The organism is Ignavibacteriota bacterium (assembly GCA_013285405.1).
GTDB lineage: Bacteria > Bacteroidota > Ignavibacteria > Ignavibacteriales > Ignavibacteriaceae > IGN2.
Genome location: CP053446.1, coordinates 2,007,903 through 2,024,566, shown reverse-complemented (window position 1 = coordinate 2,024,566; position 16,664 = coordinate 2,007,903). Strand labels below are relative to the sequence as shown.

The following is a 16,664-nucleotide window of genomic DNA, read 5'->3' as shown; positions in this document are numbered from 1 at the left end:
TTTAAATTGAGTTAAACTAAAATCCTTTACCAAACTGAAAATGGAAGAGCCATTCTGGGTCTCTGCCATCAACAATTTTACGATCAAAACCATAACCAAAATCGAAGCCGATTAAACCGATAGGATTGATTAAAATTCTAGCCCCCACACCTGCAGATCTCCTCATATCAAAAATATCTGTTTTATCAAAACTTTCAAAAACATTTCCCGCTTCCGCAAAAGTAAGCAAGTACAACGGAATAGGTTCAAGTGTTACGGCAAAACGAAGTTCGGCTCCAATCTTATCAAAAACTCTTCCGCCAATCACTTGTCCGAAAACATTTCTCGGACCGACACTTCTATCAGGATATCCTCTCAGCGATACAGTTGAAATTACTAAACCATTACCACCCATATAAAAAAATTCAAATGGCTGGATCGGTGTTCCTTTTACGATTTCATCAATGTAACCAAAATCAGCAACCGTATAAAATACCAGTCTGTTAGTATTGAACAGACGTTTGTACCATTCAGCTTTGAAAGTGTTTTTATGATAATCGACATCACCAGGTAAAAATGGTCCACCGGAAATTTCCAAATCAAGAGTATAAGAGGATCCCTGTGAAGGGAAGATTGGATTATCAATATTTCTTCTGCTAAATGTTGCACCAAGAGTATATTGATGCGTTACTCCTTCCTGGTAATATTGTTGTCCTTCGATGACATTGTTATATTGGTATCTGAATCTTCCCTGGACATAAAAGAAATCGTCAGGCCATTTTAATCTTCTGCCAACTCTTAAAGTAGCACCTGTCTGACGCAAATCGTAAACATACTGCTGACGTGTATCGAATACATCAACACCAGCAGAGGTCGGAGTGTCGAACATCCACGGTTCAGTGAAACCGACCGTAAAGGTTCTGTAGATATTACCAAAGCCAAACTGCCAATTGAAGTTTAAAATCTGACCACCGCCAAGTGAGAAAGGTTCTGTGATGGAAAAATTTGTCAGTGTAACTCCAATTGATCCGCTGAAGCCGAATGCACCGCTATACCCAACTGATGCATTAAGGTAATCACTTGATTTCTCCTCCACGTTGAAAACGACCGCAACTGTGCTGTCACTTTCAAGCCTGGTATCGATTCCTCCGGGACCATATAATTTTTCCGCACTGAAGTATTGAAGATTGGCAAGCTGCTGAACACTTCTGAATAAAAAAGCGCGGTTAAAATAATCTCCCGGAATAGTATAAAGTTCTCTTCTTATAACTTTATCCTTCGTTTTTGTATTACCTTCGATTTCAACACGTGAAACTCTGAACTGATTTCGTTCTTCAACACGAATATGAATATCAATTGAATCAGTGCTTACTCTTTTTTCTTCTGCCTGTGCATTGAATGTAAGGTAACCATTATCAAGATATAATGCAGAAATATCTGTTTGCGCTTCGTTTCCACGTAGATTTTGCTGGAACTTTTCATAATCATAGACATCACCTTTTGCAAAATCGAGTCTTTCATTTAGTACATAATCCGGATAGACCGTGTTACCTTCCCACGTAATATTTCTAATCATGTACTGAGGTCCCTCATATACATTGATAAGAATTTTTAAGTCTTTATTGTCATTAAAATAATCGAGCGAATCGCTCAGGATTTCTGCATCACGATAACCATTCTTCTTATAAAAATCTACTACAAGTTGTTTATCTTTTTCAAATTCTTTAGGTTTGAATTGAGCACTCGACCAGAACTTCCACCATTTTGCTATAGATGTTTCTTCCATTTCTCCTGCAAGTTCATCACTATCGAATACAGTATTGCCGCTAAAATCAATTTCCCGTACGACTACCTCGTTACCTTCATTTATGGTTAATTTTAATAATACTCTGTCTTTAATTCTTTCGATAAGGTTAGAGTAAATCAGATCGCTGCTTTCATAGGTGAAGTTGTACTCATCTGAGAAATCTTTTTTATTCCTCCAGTAAACTGTAATTTCATCATCAACTGTATCAGCAGTGACAAACTCAAAAATGTCATCTTTTATTTCAGCGTTTAAAAATCCTTCCTCAGCATAAAGATCTTTTATTCTTAATTTTAGTTTTGCGATGGACTGCGGAGAAATTACAGTTCCTCGAAGAAAAGTTACTTTGCTCTCGATGTCTTCTGTATCTATTTCATCATTACCTTCAATTACAACTTTTTCAAGGCGGGGATATTCTTCAACTTTAATGAGAAGAAAAACACCTTCGGAAATTTCTCTTTCAATCAGAATTTGAATATCTGAAAAAATATTTAGTGTCCAGAGTTGTCTGATTGCACTCAAAGTTTGATCACCGGGTACTTGAATCTCACTTCCAACTTTTAATCCGCTGTTTGCAATTATCGTTGTAGCATCTGCAGATTTGTTGCCTTCAACAGATATACCTAAAATTTTATAACTCTTTTGAGTTCCCTGTGGGAATGAATTTATCGATAGAAAAATGACAAAGAAAATTATTAGCGATCTATATAACAACAAAAGTTTAATCCTTGTTATGTAATTCGTTTGATGAGCTAATAATTTGTTCGCTTACTTTACCAAATCTGCGCTCTCGTTTTTGGTATTGCCTGATAGCATTGTAAAGATGTTCCCTGGAAAAATCCGGCCAATAAACATCAAGGATCACAAATTCTGAATAAGCTATTTGCCAGAGCAGAAAATTACTTACTCTAAATTCTCCACTCGTTCTGATTAGAAGATCGGGATCGGGTATGTTTTTAGTTGTCAAGTGATCAGAAATAGTTTTTTCAGAAATAGTATCAGCAGAAATTTTACCTTCCGCAATTTTTTTTGAAATATTTTTTACAGCTTCCAAAAGTTCCCATCGACCACTATAGCTCAGAGCAAGATTTAATGTCATTCGCTTATTATTTTTGGTTCTTTCAATATCTTTAAAAAGCTGCTGCTGTACGACGTCCGGAAGAGATTCAATGTTTCCAATACAGGTTAGTTTTATATTATTTTTATTAAGCTCATCGAGTCTATCCTTAAGACTTTTAAGTAAAAGTCTCATTAATGTTGAGACCTCATCCTTGGGTCTTTTCCAGTTTTCTGTTGAGAATGTGTAAAGTGTCAGATATTGTACTCCTATCTCAGCACAAACTTCTACAATTTCTCTTACAGTCTCTACACCTTTTCGATGCCCGGCAACACGTGGTAATCCACGTTTTTTAGCCCATCTTCCATTTCCATCCATAATTATTGCAATATGGGTAGGTATTTCACCGCTTCTCTTCAGTTCCTCCTGAAGGGATTTATCAGATTGTGATGTTTTTCTTGCCAATCTTAAATTTATTTAATTGATGAAGCCTGTAAAATTATAGCGGGTTCGCTAATAAATCAAGGAAAATGAATAATACACACTAAATTAAAATCCAGTGTTCAGAATATTAGGATTGCATAGGTGGGAAGAAAGGCAATAATCATAGTGGGAAATTTAATCTCAGGAGAAAATCGGTTCTTGCTTCAATTTATAATTTCGTTTATTAATTTCTTCATGCTCAACGATTCTCGTAAGCTTTATATTTTTTATAATCTTGTCATCAACATAGGATAAAATTTCTTTTACTTGTTTAAAGTATTCATCTGGCACGCCGATTAATAATAGTATCGATTTATCAGTTGCTTTACTTTTTCTGGAAGCAAGATAGTTGATCTTTTCAATTAAATCAGAATTGAAAATATCTTCTTTGGTGAGAGTAATTCCAATTGCATACTTTTCTTTAAGTCTTCCAATTACATCAACAGAGAATCTGCCAATATTTGATGGTTCGGGAAGATAGGTACCAAGTCTTCTGCTCAAAGTAAAATAACCAAGTCGCCAGAATTCATTTACCAGAAGATCAATTGCTTTTTTTTCTGAAGTGTTCATGAATTTTTATCTCCTTAGGAAGCAAAAGAGTTTAATGGAATAACCGGTGAAAATCTGAATGAGTTTACAATTCGAATATTTGCAATTCTATTATATTCAAATTTGCGAACCTCATTTGTATTTTTGATCCGACCATAAATTATTTTTCTTCCAAAAGTATTCTTTGAAATGTAGTATGGCTCAATATTGAATTCTTCCAAACCATAAAGAAATTGAAGATTATATCTGTTTTTAATTGCTTGAATGAAAATATCTGTCTTCATTTTGACTCCTGTTAATTTAACCATCGCACAACACCTTTTACTTTCCCAATTAGTCTGAATTCATCTGTGGTTTTTACATCAATTGGTTTGTAGGAGTTGTTTTCTGCGATCAATCTGATTTTATTATTTATATATTCGAATTTCTTTACTGTAGTCTCATCATTTAACATGGCAACTACTATATCACCATTCTTCGCCTGTTCCTTTGGTGAGACAATAACTAAATCCCTGTCATTAATACCAGCATTTATCATGCTGTCTCCTTTTACACGAAGTGCAAACGCATCTTCAACTTTTTTAAGAAAAGATGGATCTACAACTAATGAACCCTCTAAATTTTCCACAGCATTAATGGGAAGTCCTGCTGCGACACGACCGAGAATTGGAATTTTTATAAAAATATTTTCATCTCTTGCTGTCAGTTCCCCCGTTTCATCAACATTCTTTTTGATAAAAGAGATTCCCCTGCTTGCATTGCTTTCAATGTTAATGAACCCTTTCTTTACCAAAGCATCAAGGTGTCTCTTTACTCCAAACGTTGAAGAGATCTGAAAATTTCTGGCGATTTCCCTGAGTGTCGGAGGATACCCGGCTTCATTAGTGAATTGTCGGATAAAAGTTAGTATTTCTTCTTGCCTGTCTGTTAATTTATTTTTCATTATAGTGCTCAATTGTTCACTGCAAATATAGTGCACATTTGACCACTTGTCAAGTACTTTTTATAAAATTATTGAACCAGAGGTGGGGATCGCTTAGTAGTTGGGCAGAAGAATCATTTCATTCTGCCCAATAATTGATTTTACGAGAAAACAACTTCTTTTTGTTCAACTGGCATCAACCAACCGTGAACATCTTTCTTCTCTCCATAATGAATTGAGGTGAGCTCATTAAAAAGTTTCAGATCCAATTCGCCCGGTTTTCCATTATTGAAAACCATTTGTTTGTTTTTGTAAGTTAACCAGCCAACCGATGAAATTATAGCTGCTGTTCCTGTTCCAAAAAGACCAAGTAGTTTACCTGTATCATAAGCTTCAACTACTTCATCAATTGAAATTTCTCTTTCAACAATATTCATCTTCCATTCTTTCAGAATGTCAATAACTGATCTTCTGGTAACTCCTGGCAGGATTGTTCCATTAAGTTTTGGTGTTACAACTTCATCTTTAAAATTTATAAAGATGTTCATCGTTCCGACTTCTTCGATGTATTTCTGGTAAACTCCATCAAGCCACAAGACCTGAGTGAATCCTCGTTTAATAGCTTCCTGACCAGCAAGAAGACTTGCAGCATAATTAGCTGGCGTTTTACATTCACCTAATCCCTTAGGTGCTGCTCTCACATATTCATCTGTTACTAAAATTTTTACGGGTTTAAATCCTTCGGGATAATATGCGCCAACAGGTGATAACAACAGAATAAATTTATATTCTTTTGCAGGCTTAACACCAAGAAAGGGATCAGAACCAAAAATGAAAGGTCTGATATAAAGTGCTTCACCATGCTTTATCGGAATCCAATCTTTATCGACATTGATTAATTCTTTAAGCGCTTCAATTGCAAAGTTGATATCAATCTCAGGGATACAAATTCGTCTTGAAGAATTATTTAATCTTTCAAAATGTTTATCAGGTCTAAAAATTACTATATCACCAGAATCCTGTTTGAATGCTTTTAATCCTTCAAATACAGCCTGACCATAATGAATAAACATTGACGCCGGATGAACTGGTAATTCGTCAACTGGTCGTATAATTGGATTATGCCAACCATTCTTTTCATTATAATCCATTTCAAACATGTGGTCGGTAAAAATTTTGCCGAAACCAAGAGATTCAGGAAGGTTAACTTTGTATTTTCTTTCTTTTAAATTGAATTGAATTGGTTCCATTGTTTACTCCAGAATTTTCTTAATTGATAATTAATGGTACTCAATTTTGTTGAGAATTTAAACTCCAAATTGACAAACATCACATTAAAATATTTAATGAATATTCACTTAAAAAAGCAATGTCCACAAAAAGTAATCAAGTATTAAAATAAGTGCCGCAGAAAGCACAAATGATCGGATTGTTGAAAGACCAACACCTTCAGCACCGCCGGAAGTTTTAAATCCTATATGGCAACCGAGCAGTGAAGTAACACCGCCAAATACAACTGTTTTAATCAGACCTCCCGTAAGGTCAGAAAATTCAAAAAATTGTCGCACTGAACCAAAGAATACACCATAGGGAACTTGCAAAAAATAATCGGAAACAACATACGCACCGGCAACTGCAATTGTGTTTGCAAATATAACCAGCACGGGCATCATTAAAATTGCGGCGAGGAATCTTGGCATTGCTAAATATCTTACCGGATCAATTGCCATAATTTCAAGTGCATCTATTTGCTCTGTAACTTTCATAGTTCCAAGTTCTGCGGCTATGGATGCACCGACTCTTCCTGCAATAACAATTCCCGTTAAAACCGGACCTAACTCAGTGATAATGGCTCGGCTTGTAGTTCCGCCCAAAAGCGAGAGCGGAGCTATTCCTTTTAATTGATACGCAGCTTGCCACGCAGCAACTGCACCGGTGAATGTTGCAATGATTACAACTAACGGTAATGAATCTACGCCGATGTGCTGCATCTGAAACATCACTTCTTTTCTTGTGCGATGAAGACTTTTTAAACTCTTAATAATTCCAAAAAGCATCAGGAATATCTGCCCGGTCTCTTCAAGAAAAGCTAATGATCTCCTGCCGATTGTTTGGAAAAATTTATTTAACACAACACACGGAATTATTAATATTTCTAACTAAAATTTAAGGAAATTTTTCTAATTTATGTCTCTGACAATTCTGGGTTTGACTACCTGAATTCTTTCTTATTTTGCTACGTTAACATAATAAAACATATCATTCTGAGACGACAAACATTGTTATCAACAAGCAAGTAAAATCTTTTTTGATGATGAATCATTTCGCTTAAAGTTATAATTATTTTGTTTTTTTGAAGGACTTTCACGAATGTTTTATTAAAATCGAATTTAGTTAGCAAAGTGATTTTTAAACAAAAAAATTATGAAAAAATTTTTACCGATTAGCACTATAATTGCTGTAAATGCACGTTAAATCTGCTTTTCAAACTATTTAGTGTGGGCAATTTTTTTTGCAACAGAGTACGGAAATACTCATAGACCAGATTCCGCTGGGGATTCTTACATTCTCTTCTCATGGAAGAGTGGAGTTTATTAATCAGAATTTCCATAAGATGGGTCTGCTACATCAATTCAACACTTCACTCTTGAACATAAATATTTTCAAGTATAATATTTTCCCTCCGATAAATATCATTGAAGATCTTAAAGCAGCGGTTAAAGGAAAGCCATTCGAAAAAGAAATCAAACATATCAAAGCTAATGATGGAAGACTTATTTCATTGATAGCTAAAGGCTCACCCATTTTTGAAGATGATAGCATAATAGGCGGGATGTTAATTATTGAAAACCTAGAGTTCTTACCTGAAAATGCTGATACATCGCAATTGAAACTGCCTACAGATTCTATTGATAAGGAAGAGATGTTTCTTATTGTAACCGATGCGAGAGGTGATATAAAATATTCCTCAGGAAAAGAGATTCAACAGGCGAATCTTTCAAGAAGAGAAATTACAGGCAGAAATATAAAAGAGATTTTCAATCTGCAACATCAGCAAAAAATAACTGATTCATTTAATACTGCAGCCCAATTTGGCAGAGCACAATTTATCAAACTTGAATTTGGCAGCAATAATAATAAAAAACGTTATGACTGTACTATAGAACCTGTAATCGGGGAAAATGGTTTTGTTCAGATTCTTTATCTGATCTTCAAAGAGAGTCCTCTTCCTCCAGAGGAGATTGATGCAATGGTTGAAAAATTGCGCAAACTTGAATATTACCAGGAAATTTCCCGGAGAAAAGAAAGCGGTATCTTTTTAATCAATGGTGATGGAACTATTTTCGATTGGGATAAACAATTTGAAAATATCAGTGGCAGAAAAAGAACTGAGTCTAATCTCTCTTTTAATGATTTGTTCCCTGCAATGAACAAAGATGAATTACTCTATGTTATTCAACAATTGAACGAGGATAATACTTGTGAGATAATTACTTTTCTTTTAAAAGAAAGTTTTGAAAGATTTCCGGTTAAACTGAATTTCTATCGCGGTCAGGATGTTAACGCCGCAGCAATTGTGCTTTGCAGCAGAATTAAGCTTGATACAGCGGTCGTTCGACAGACATGGAAAAACCATCAAGAACAAGAACCAATAAGAGAAATTTCACAACCAATGTGCAGGATTGGTATTGAAGGTTCAATAATTTCAGTTAATTCAGCATTCGCTTCATTAATCGGACTTAAGAAAAATGAAATCCTCTTCAGCAATTTTTTCACTTTCCTTGCTGATGAAAACATCACCGCAATAAAAAAAGAAATTTCTGTTCTGGAATATGGCACAAAAAAATCACTCCCTGTAAAGTTCAAAAAACCTAATCAGAGTTTGAGTGATTTCCTATTAATACTGGAAGCTGCTGAAGTAATTGATGAAAAATTATTTACTGTAAATTGTTACCTTGATAAAGCGCTTTATGAACTGAAGCCGATGGATGATGATATATACAAATCGTTGTTCAGTTCTTCAAATGATGGAATGGCTATTGAACTTGACGAAGTTATCACAACGGCGAATGATTCCTTTGCAAAGATTTTTGGTTATGATAGCGGAAAGGAACTTGAATACAGAAATATTCTCGAGCTGGTTACGGAAGAGAGTATTCCGCACGTTCTCGATTTTCAAAAATCAATACGAGAATCATTAATATCAAAAAATAGAATTGAATTTCTTGCCAGGAAAAAAGATGGGTCTTCTTTCTATGCAGAATTCTATTCTTTCAAACTTGAGCACGTAGAAAAACCTTATCTTATTTTTGTCGCCGAAGATATTAGTGAACGTAAACGGATGCAGGAAGCTGTAAAAGATTCTGAACAGAAATTCAGAAATATTGCCGAAAACATTGATGACTTACTCTATACCTTTGAACTTTATGAAGGTAAAATGATGCCTACATATTTTTCATCAGCAATTGAAAAAATAACGGGTTACTCACAGGCTGACTTTTTAAGTGACCACAGGCTCTTTTTAAAGATAGTTCATCCGGATGACTTCACGGATATGAAGAAAAGATTAGCATTCCTCTGGAAAAGCGAAAAACAATCTGCTGGAGAATTCGAGCTAAGAATAATTAATAAATCAGGAAATATCGTTTGGGTAAGAAACAAAATTAATTTCACTCGTAATGAAAATGGACAGATCCAAAAAATTTATGGATTGGTAAGTGATATTACATTTAATAAAAAAGCCGAGGAAGAACTAAAGCAATCGGCTGCAAATCTTAAAAAACTTAATGATGCTAAAGATAGATTTTTATCTATAATTTCTCACGATTTGCGTGCACCTTTCAGCTCAATACTTGGTTTCACTGATTTACTTCTTGAGGATGAATCTCTTTCAGATGTTGAACGACAGCAATACATCTCATATATACAAGATTCTTCAAAATCAATGCTTGCGCTGGTAAACTCAATGCTCGATTGGACAAGACTTCAAACAGGCAGAATAAAATTTGAACCTGAAAAACTTAATGCAAGGGAAATAATTGAGAGCTCAATAAGTACAGTATCTGGCACTGCACTTAAAAAAGGCGTTGAGATAGAAAATCTTGTCGATCCCGCGCTTCATATTTTCGGAGATAAAAATCTAATCCTTCAGGTTTTTAATAATCTTTTTTCTAATGCTGTGAAGTTTACAAAACTTGGTGACAGGATTATGGTATCAGTAAATACGTCTGCAACATCAAGGTTTATCACTTTTTCAGTGAAAGATACCGGTATCGGAATAAAGGCAAACAACCTGGATAAACTTTTCAGCATAGATACGAAATTTACATCTGAGGGAACTGCCGGGGAAAAAGGAAGCGGGCTTGGACTTTCGCTTGTAAAGGATATTATTGATAAGCACGGTGGTTCAATAGAAGTCAAAAGTGAATTTGGCAGAGGAACTGAATTTATTTTTACAATTCCTGTTGCATCAACGAAAATTCTTCTTGTTGATCCGAATACAAGAGAACGTATGTTCTACTCAAAAGTTCTCATAAACATCACAACTGATTATGCTATTAATATTGTTTCAAATGGTAAAGAAGCACTCGACCGCATTATTCAATCTCCACCGGCGCTTGTAATTACGGAACACAAAATGCCGATAATGGGTGGGCTGGCATTGGTTCATGAACTAATAAAGAATAATCTAAAAGAAACTATACCTATAATTATTCTTTCCGGTGAAATTGATCGTGCAGAAATTCAGGAATATACCGAACTCGGTGTGGAATATATTTTTAACAAACCTGTCAATCTGATAAGCCTTAAAACTGCTATCGAAAAATCTTTACGAAAAAGAAATCGTTAGAATCAGTTATCCTCACATAACCCGAAACACAAACCATTCCGGAACTACTTCTTCGATATAGATAAATTCATCAAGTGAAATTGCCGGCAAAAAAGCTGAATCAGCAGCATGAATAAATCCAGCTTCCATATTTTTAAATTGTAATATTTGAATGAACGTACATCCCGGATATTTTTTATCATTATAGATAGCGGTGCAGCCAACTTCAGCTAAAGCAATATCTGCTTTGTCTTTTTCATTATTTGCAAATAGTGAAATCAACTCCTGAAATTTTTGTTGATTCACAGAAAGATAATTTCTCAACTCACGATCAGACTTTGTAAAGAGTTGCAGAGAAAGTAAAAATGCTGAATCATTCGCTGGTAAGTTTTGAATTTTTTGAAGTGAATCAAGAACAGTGTAAATAAATTCAGGTAAGAAAAATCTCCGAATTGCCATGAGTTTCCAATTGCTTTCCATCTTAACAAGATAAGCATAAAAATCAATCGTTTTATTTTCCGATTGAACTTCAACTGCAAAGACACAATTACTGTTCGTTGCGATTAACTGATGAAATAAAATACCACCCTTTCCGTTTAATTCTTCACCGATTGTTTTCTGATCCGATTCCTCAACCATCTCACCGAAAAAATAATTTGTTTTTCCAGGGAAGCTGTCTTTGTTAAAAAACATGTCTATCAGCCATTCCGGTGAACCTTCTGAAAACTGCTGCGGAAAAATCTGATAATTAAATACAAGAATAAGAATGGATATAGTTAAAAATATTTTTCTCATTATTCTTTCTTAAGAATCATTCCGCTTGAATAATTTATTGTCACTTTTTGCTGAACAGTTCTCATTGGTTGAACACCTGCCTGATTTTCATCAGCAAAAACTTGCCACTCACCTTCCGGCAGGATAAATTCATGTTGTAATTTTGTGTTAGCATTGAACAGGACGAGAAAATGTTCATCCGCATAATCTGTTGAATAACCAAATGCGAAAGGATTTTCTTTAACATTTATAAAATGAACATTTTTATTTTCAGCTCTTCTGAAAGTTTCAAACTTCTTTCTTATCCCAATCAATCCTTTGTAGTAGTTAAAAAGCTCCTGATTAATTTTTACGTGATTGTAGTTGATGTAGTTCGTTTCATTGTCTTTATCGTAACTATTGTGGTCAATCATTCCTTTTTGTGGATCTTGTTCGGATTCATTAAACGGTATCACTTTACTTCTCGCAAACTCCTGCCCTTCGCTGATCATCGTTATTCCTCTTGAAGTGAACAGAAATAACGCTGCAAGTTTATTCAACTTCAATTGCTGTGGAGTGAGTTTAATTTTCTTATCAAGATCTTTAATTATTTCATCCCTCTTCACATCGCCAAGTCCAAGTCGAATAAAATCACCGAGAGAATATCCATCGTGAGATTCAAGATAATTTACTGAGTGTTCAGGTTTTTGAAATAATCCCAGCGTATCTTTTGTGAGAGTTCCATTCACATAACTTTTTATTCTGTTAGGATTGTTGTTACCGTACCATTTTCCAAAAATCCAGCCGTGTCCGTCAAAAGGATTTTCACCTTTAATTCCATTTCGAATCTGATCATTCCACGCGCCCCAGCCGCGAACTGAAAATCCTGCAGGATCATATCCACCACCCCATGGTTCACAAACAAAAACTACATACGGATTTATTTTTTTTGCTTCAAAAATTATTTCTTCTATTGTTTCCCAATCAATTAATTTTCCAAGATCAAAACGGAATCCGTCAATGTGATATTCTTTCATCCAGTATAAAATACTTTCAACAATCATTCTTCTTGCCATGGGTGCTTCGGTTCTCAAATCATTTCCACATCCGCTTTGCTGAATGTAATTTCCTTTCTCATCAAGTCTGAAATAATAATCTTTGTCAATTTGTTTCAGATTTCCAATTTCATATTCTGAAATGTGATTATAAACCACATCCATTATGACAGCAATTCCCTCTTTGTGAAATGCTTTCACCATATCTTTAAAATCATTAACTGCTTTCGCATCTCCACCACTCCATTTTTCCCATTCTAGTTCGCGGACATTTTCACTGTAATAACTTTCCGGTGCGAAGAATGCTGCGGTCATATAGCCCCAGTGATTTCTTTCGTAAGGATTCCAGTTATTAAATTTTCCATTGAGAGAATCTTTAAATGGAATTTCGATGTTGGCAAATTCATGAGAAGGTAAAAGTTCGACTGTATTTATGCCAAGATTTTTTATGTAATCGATTCCACCGACCTTTCCTTTCTCAACTAATCCTTTATACGTTCCTCTTTCCGTTACACCTGAGGAAGGATGTTCTGTCATATCACGAATATGCATTTCATAAATTATTAAATCTCTCCAATCTCTTTGAATCCATTCATCACCTTCCCAAAGGTAATTTCCTTCTTTTACAACAATTGCTCTTCTCGGGCTGAAATAAGTTTGAAAAGTTGCAACAGCTTTTGCATACGGATCAACACAAACAAGGTCTTCAATGCACGGAGTTCCGGGATGACAAACTTTGAAACCATAAAATAATCCGTAAAGTTCTCCATCAAGAGAAGTTTCCCACACACCATTTTCATCTCTCATCATTTGGAATTCTTTTCCTTTTGTCTGCTCAGGTTTTTCGAAAGTGAGCAGAGAGACTTTTTCTGCATTTGGAGTAAACAATCTGAAATATGTTTTACCATTTTCTACAAATGAACCAAGTCTTTTTCCTGCCTGCCGGTCAGGCAGGTCAGAATAAAATTTATCGAATTCTTTTTGTTTTTTTTGAATTGAACTGAGAGGTGTTTTTGTTTGTGCTGAAATTGGCAATTTACTTCCCATAATTGTGAAAAGAATTACTGTTATAAAAAATATTTTGTTGGATAATATTTTCATAATCTTATAAATGAAATTTATTTAATTGTCATTCTGGCTTGTCCAGAATCTGATTTTAATATTTCGACATAAGATTCCGGACGCCTCCGCTAAAGCGGAGTCTCCGGAATGACACTAACCTAACTGCTATAAATCTTTCCATCCACAACCGGTGTAACACAAATAAGCGGATGTTCTGCAACTTTAAAGCTAGAAAATATTTCTTCAAACAACTGAAAGTGCATTCCGCGTTTTTCAAATTTATGGAAGCGGTTGTAGCTCATAAATTTTCCTTTTTTATCCATCGGTGCATCGAATTTGTATGCTTTTTCAAAATCTTCTCTTACTTTGCTTTTAAGGAAATTAATTTTCCTGTCGTCTCCGCCTTCCATTTCATACGCCGCTGCACGGAATTCAACAACTTGTCCGTCGTTTATTACTAGATAAATATTTAAAATAGTTTCGTTCAATAAGTTGAGATAAATTTTTACAATGGAAATTTAATGAATTGAATTGTATGGAAGAAAATAAAAAAGCCGGAAGTTCAATTCCGGCTTTATGAAAGAAATGGAAATATTCACTTCAACAGTATCATCTTCTTCACATTAATAAAATCATTTACTTGAAGCTTGTATAAATAAACCCCACTCGCAAGTGATGATGCGTTGTAGTTTATTTCATATCTGCCGGCTGTCTTTTCTTCATTTACAAGTGTTGTTACTTCTGAACCAAGAATGTCATATACTTTTAACGTTACAAAACCATTTACCGGCAACTGATAACTGATTACCGTATTTGGATTAAATGGATTCGGGTAGTTTTGTTCAAGTGAATATGATTCAGGAAGTTCTGTTCCGTTGAAATTTATACGCTGGTAATTATGCTTGCTCAATTCTTCACCGCTGTTCTGAACATTGCCAAGATGATATTCAGCTTCGCCTTCTACTGTTGTTACCAATCGCAGAAAATAATTTCCAGATGCAATGTTGCTGCAATCTACCTGATATGATACATTTGCATATTTATCAAGATATTCCTTCGTATATGTAATGTTATCAAATGTTCCTATTACCTGCCCCGACTGGTTATTTATCAACTCAACCTTGAAATTTACCTCGTCTTCTGCCGTTAGTGATGTATCTGCAAGACTGTCATTCAATACATAATAAAAATCAGTGAAATAAAATTCTGTTGATGCTGATAGATAAAACGGAACTGTCTTTACTACTGTGTTGAGTTCTTCTGCTGATGAATACAATATCGTATCTGGCTGTTCAATGAATTTAATTACACTGTCGCCTACAATTATATCCCCAATATTAAAAAGAAACTCAACTCCATTCTTATATATTACTCCTTCTCTTCCATAGCTTAGTTCGATTAGTTCACCAGCTTTGTTTAAACCACTTCCGCCAGAAAATTGCTGATTGAAATCAGTTGTTACCAATGAAAGCATATATGGAAGTTGTGTAATTGTAAAAACAGTACCTTCAATATTATCTATGGACGTTCCGTTGGAAACCTGATTCTGTTTTCCGTTATGGCTTAATGAATGTGCGTCTGTGTAACTGCCGTTTACTCTTCTAACCCATTTGCTTAAAAAGTTAGGACTGCTTCCTTCGCTCCACGCAATTATACTTTCTTCGTTGAGCGTGCTGCTTGTTGAATTATTGTTTGTTGTTACTGCATTGTAACCTGCTTTGAAGAATGAACTCCAATTGTTGTCGATTGCTCTTCTTACAACAACTTTTGAAGTTGGTGGCTCACCTTCAATTTTATTAATTCCTCCGCCAGGGTCAGCCACATAATTATACCCTATCCAGCTTACTACTGGATAGCCATTTTTTGCAAGGCTTATTGACGGCGAGTAACTATTTGTGTAGCCGCTTCCTGTAGAGACTATACTATAATCTCTATATCCCCAGGACTGGGATTGGTTGTGTCCCAAAATATATCTTATGCCCAGTGAGTGCTGCCAGGCTAAATATACCACGCCACCACTTCCGGCAATGCTTGGGTTGCTTGAATATAAAGTTGTATTCGGTATTGTGCCTTCTGTGTCCCAAAACCAATTGCTGGCGACATTCCATTTTGTTTTTTGATAAAGACCGTCCGTCGTGTTTTTTCTGTATGCTATAAAAACAATAACATTAGTGTAAGCAATAACCGGCTTTGCATTGCCAAAATAAGATAGCGGGTAATACAACACTTCTTCTGCTTCACTAAAAATATAATTCCCATTCACATCAGGGATATAAGTTGAAAGATAAATAGCAGCTTCATCATTAAGAACAGTTTCAAAAACTATTTTTATCTTGTTTCCTTCAAAATCAATCGAGGGATTTTTACTAATATTACCAATAGTATTCGAAATACAGATATCCGGACGCCACTGGCCATTAAAATTTGTTGTTAAGCTATGTGTGTACCAAACCTCGCCCATAGATTCATATACACAATGGTAAATTCCATTATCTGTACGGATAAGCTTACGCTGTGAGCCGCTGCTTATTGCGTTCTGATCGTTTGAACGAAGATGTCCTTTATAATATGCCGTTAAATTTGTTGGAGATGTTATCTGCAAGTTTTGTTTTAGTCTGTTTGTTGAGCCATCATTCCATTTATAAAACCACCAGGTTGTACTCAGTGCCTGAAATTGATTCGTGGCTGTTGCTGAATATAAATCCAGAAAAAGTGGATATGAAAAAGCATTGAAAGGTATTCCATATTGCCAGGTTTGTGTTATAGGAGGCGTTTGCCACGTAATTTCAAAATCATTACTTGAACTACCTCCTTCAAGGTTGTTTGAAACAGTGAGTGGGATTGTTGGGTAGTACATTGATCTGAATTCATCAGTTCCATCTAAAACTCTTAATGTAGATGACATTGTGTAGGCTTCATAACCAATCCAATTTCTAAAATTATAAATGATACCATTTTTAGTATATGTGCTATGGGACGTTGATAATCCATACTCAACTCCACGCCATAAACGAACATTTGTTCCAGGATTATATGGTACGCCAAGCTGAACATCTCCATAAGGAAAGCCCATTGTTGCAGCGTTGAAAGTTGTTTTAATATTATTTTCAACAACACCTCCAACTAGATTTGTAAGACCAACTGGGTTAACATATTTGCTAATATTTCTT

Annotated in this window: 12 protein-coding genes; 1 reads left to right on the top strand and 11 read right to left on the bottom strand. The window is 35.1% G+C overall.

Annotated elements, in window-relative coordinates; all coding sequences use genetic code 11:
• Positions 1–16: 16 nt before the first annotated feature.
• The 7 genes from bamA to HND39_08715 all read right to left on the bottom strand — a co-directional run bounded on the left by bamA (position 17) and on the right by HND39_08715 (position 6,926).
• Complete coding sequence (gene bamA / locus HND39_08745) at positions 17–2,518, bottom strand: outer membrane protein assembly factor BamA (GenBank protein ID QKJ97943.1); 2,502 nt, start codon at positions 2,516–2,518, stop codon at positions 17–19.
• Positions 2,505–3,305 (bottom strand): isoprenyl transferase, encoded by an 801-nt coding sequence (locus tag HND39_08740; GenBank protein ID QKJ96362.1) that lies wholly within the window; start codon positions 3,303–3,305, stop codon positions 2,505–2,507. Before HND39_08740 ends, bamA begins: the two co-directional genes overlap by 14 nt.
• A 159-nt stretch (positions 3,306–3,464) precedes the next feature.
• Positions 3,465–3,893: a hypothetical protein gene (locus tag HND39_08735; protein QKJ96361.1), complete on the bottom strand. Its 429-nt coding sequence runs from the start codon at positions 3,891–3,893 to the stop codon at positions 3,465–3,467.
• 14 nt (positions 3,894–3,907) lie between these two features.
• Positions 3,908–4,156, bottom strand: coding sequence for a hypothetical protein (locus HND39_08730; protein QKJ96360.1), 249 nt, complete (start codon positions 4,154–4,156; stop codon positions 3,908–3,910).
• 11 nt (positions 4,157–4,167) lie between these two features.
• A complete protein-coding gene (lexA, locus tag HND39_08725) occupies positions 4,168–4,815 on the bottom strand; it encodes a transcriptional repressor LexA (protein QKJ96359.1) in 648 nt (215 codons plus the stop codon).
• 140 nt (positions 4,816–4,955) lie between these two features.
• Positions 4,956–6,044 (bottom strand): branched-chain amino acid aminotransferase, encoded by a 1,089-nt coding sequence (locus tag HND39_08720; GenBank protein QKJ96358.1) that lies wholly within the window; start codon positions 6,042–6,044, stop codon positions 4,956–4,958.
• 108 nt (positions 6,045–6,152) lie between these two features.
• Entirely contained in the window at positions 6,153–6,926 is a 774-nt protein-coding gene (locus tag HND39_08715; protein ID QKJ96357.1) for an ABC transporter permease, read from the bottom strand.
• A gap of 380 nt (positions 6,927–7,306) precedes the next feature.
• On the opposite strand from HND39_08715, the gene HND39_08710 reads away from it, so the two are divergent.
• Complete coding sequence (locus HND39_08710) at positions 7,307–10,645, top strand: PAS domain S-box protein (GenBank protein ID QKJ96356.1); 3,339 nt, start codon at positions 7,307–7,309, stop codon at positions 10,643–10,645.
• A gap of 12 nt (positions 10,646–10,657) precedes the next feature.
• Here the strand turns inward: HND39_08710 and HND39_08705 are convergent, their stop codons facing one another.
• From HND39_08705 to HND39_08690, 4 genes are all read right to left on the bottom strand, one after another.
• Positions 10,658–11,419, bottom strand: a complete 762-nt coding sequence (locus tag HND39_08705; GenBank protein QKJ96355.1) for a hypothetical protein — start codon at positions 11,417–11,419, stop codon at positions 10,658–10,660.
• Positions 11,419–13,479, bottom strand: coding sequence for a pullulanase (locus tag HND39_08700; GenBank protein ID QKJ97942.1), 2,061 nt, complete (start codon positions 13,477–13,479; stop codon positions 11,419–11,421). Before HND39_08700 ends, HND39_08705 begins: the two co-directional genes overlap by 1 nt.
• A 173-nt stretch (positions 13,480–13,652) precedes the next feature.
• The gene (locus HND39_08695) at positions 13,653–13,982 is read right to left on the bottom strand and encodes a hypothetical protein (GenBank protein QKJ96354.1); all 330 of its coding nucleotides are present in this window, start codon (positions 13,980–13,982) and stop codon (positions 13,653–13,655) included.
• 107 nt (positions 13,983–14,089) lie between these two features.
• The gene (locus tag HND39_08690; GenBank protein ID QKJ97941.1) at positions 14,090–14,968 is read right to left on the bottom strand and encodes a T9SS type A sorting domain-containing protein; all 879 of its coding nucleotides are present in this window, start codon (positions 14,966–14,968) and stop codon (positions 14,090–14,092) included.
• Positions 14,969–16,664 lie beyond the last annotated feature (1,696 nt).

Bases quoted from the DNA above. Each gene is read 5' to 3' on its own strand.
- lexA (QKJ96359.1), bottom strand. From the start codon at position 4,815: ATGAAAAATAAATTAACAGACAGGCAAGAAGAAATACTAACTTTTATC.
- HND39_08705 (QKJ96355.1), bottom strand. From the start codon at position 11,419: ATGAGAAAAATATTTTTAACTATATCCATTCTTATTCTTGTATTTAAT.
- HND39_08730 (QKJ96360.1), bottom strand. From the start codon at position 4,156: ATGAAGACAGATATTTTCATTCAAGCAATTAAAAACAGATATAATCTT.
- HND39_08690 (QKJ97941.1), bottom strand. From the start codon at position 14,968: ATGCTTTCATTGGTAACAACTGATTTCAATCAGCAATTTTCTGGCGGA.
- HND39_08720 (QKJ96358.1), bottom strand. From the start codon at position 6,044: ATGGAACCAATTCAATTCAATTTAAAAGAAAGAAAATACAAAGTTAAC.
- HND39_08735 (QKJ96361.1), bottom strand. From the start codon at position 3,893: ATGAACACTTCAGAAAAAAAAGCAATTGATCTTCTGGTAAATGAATTC.
- HND39_08700 (QKJ97942.1), bottom strand. From the start codon at position 13,479: ATGGGAAGTAAATTGCCAATTTCAGCACAAACAAAAACACCTCTCAGT.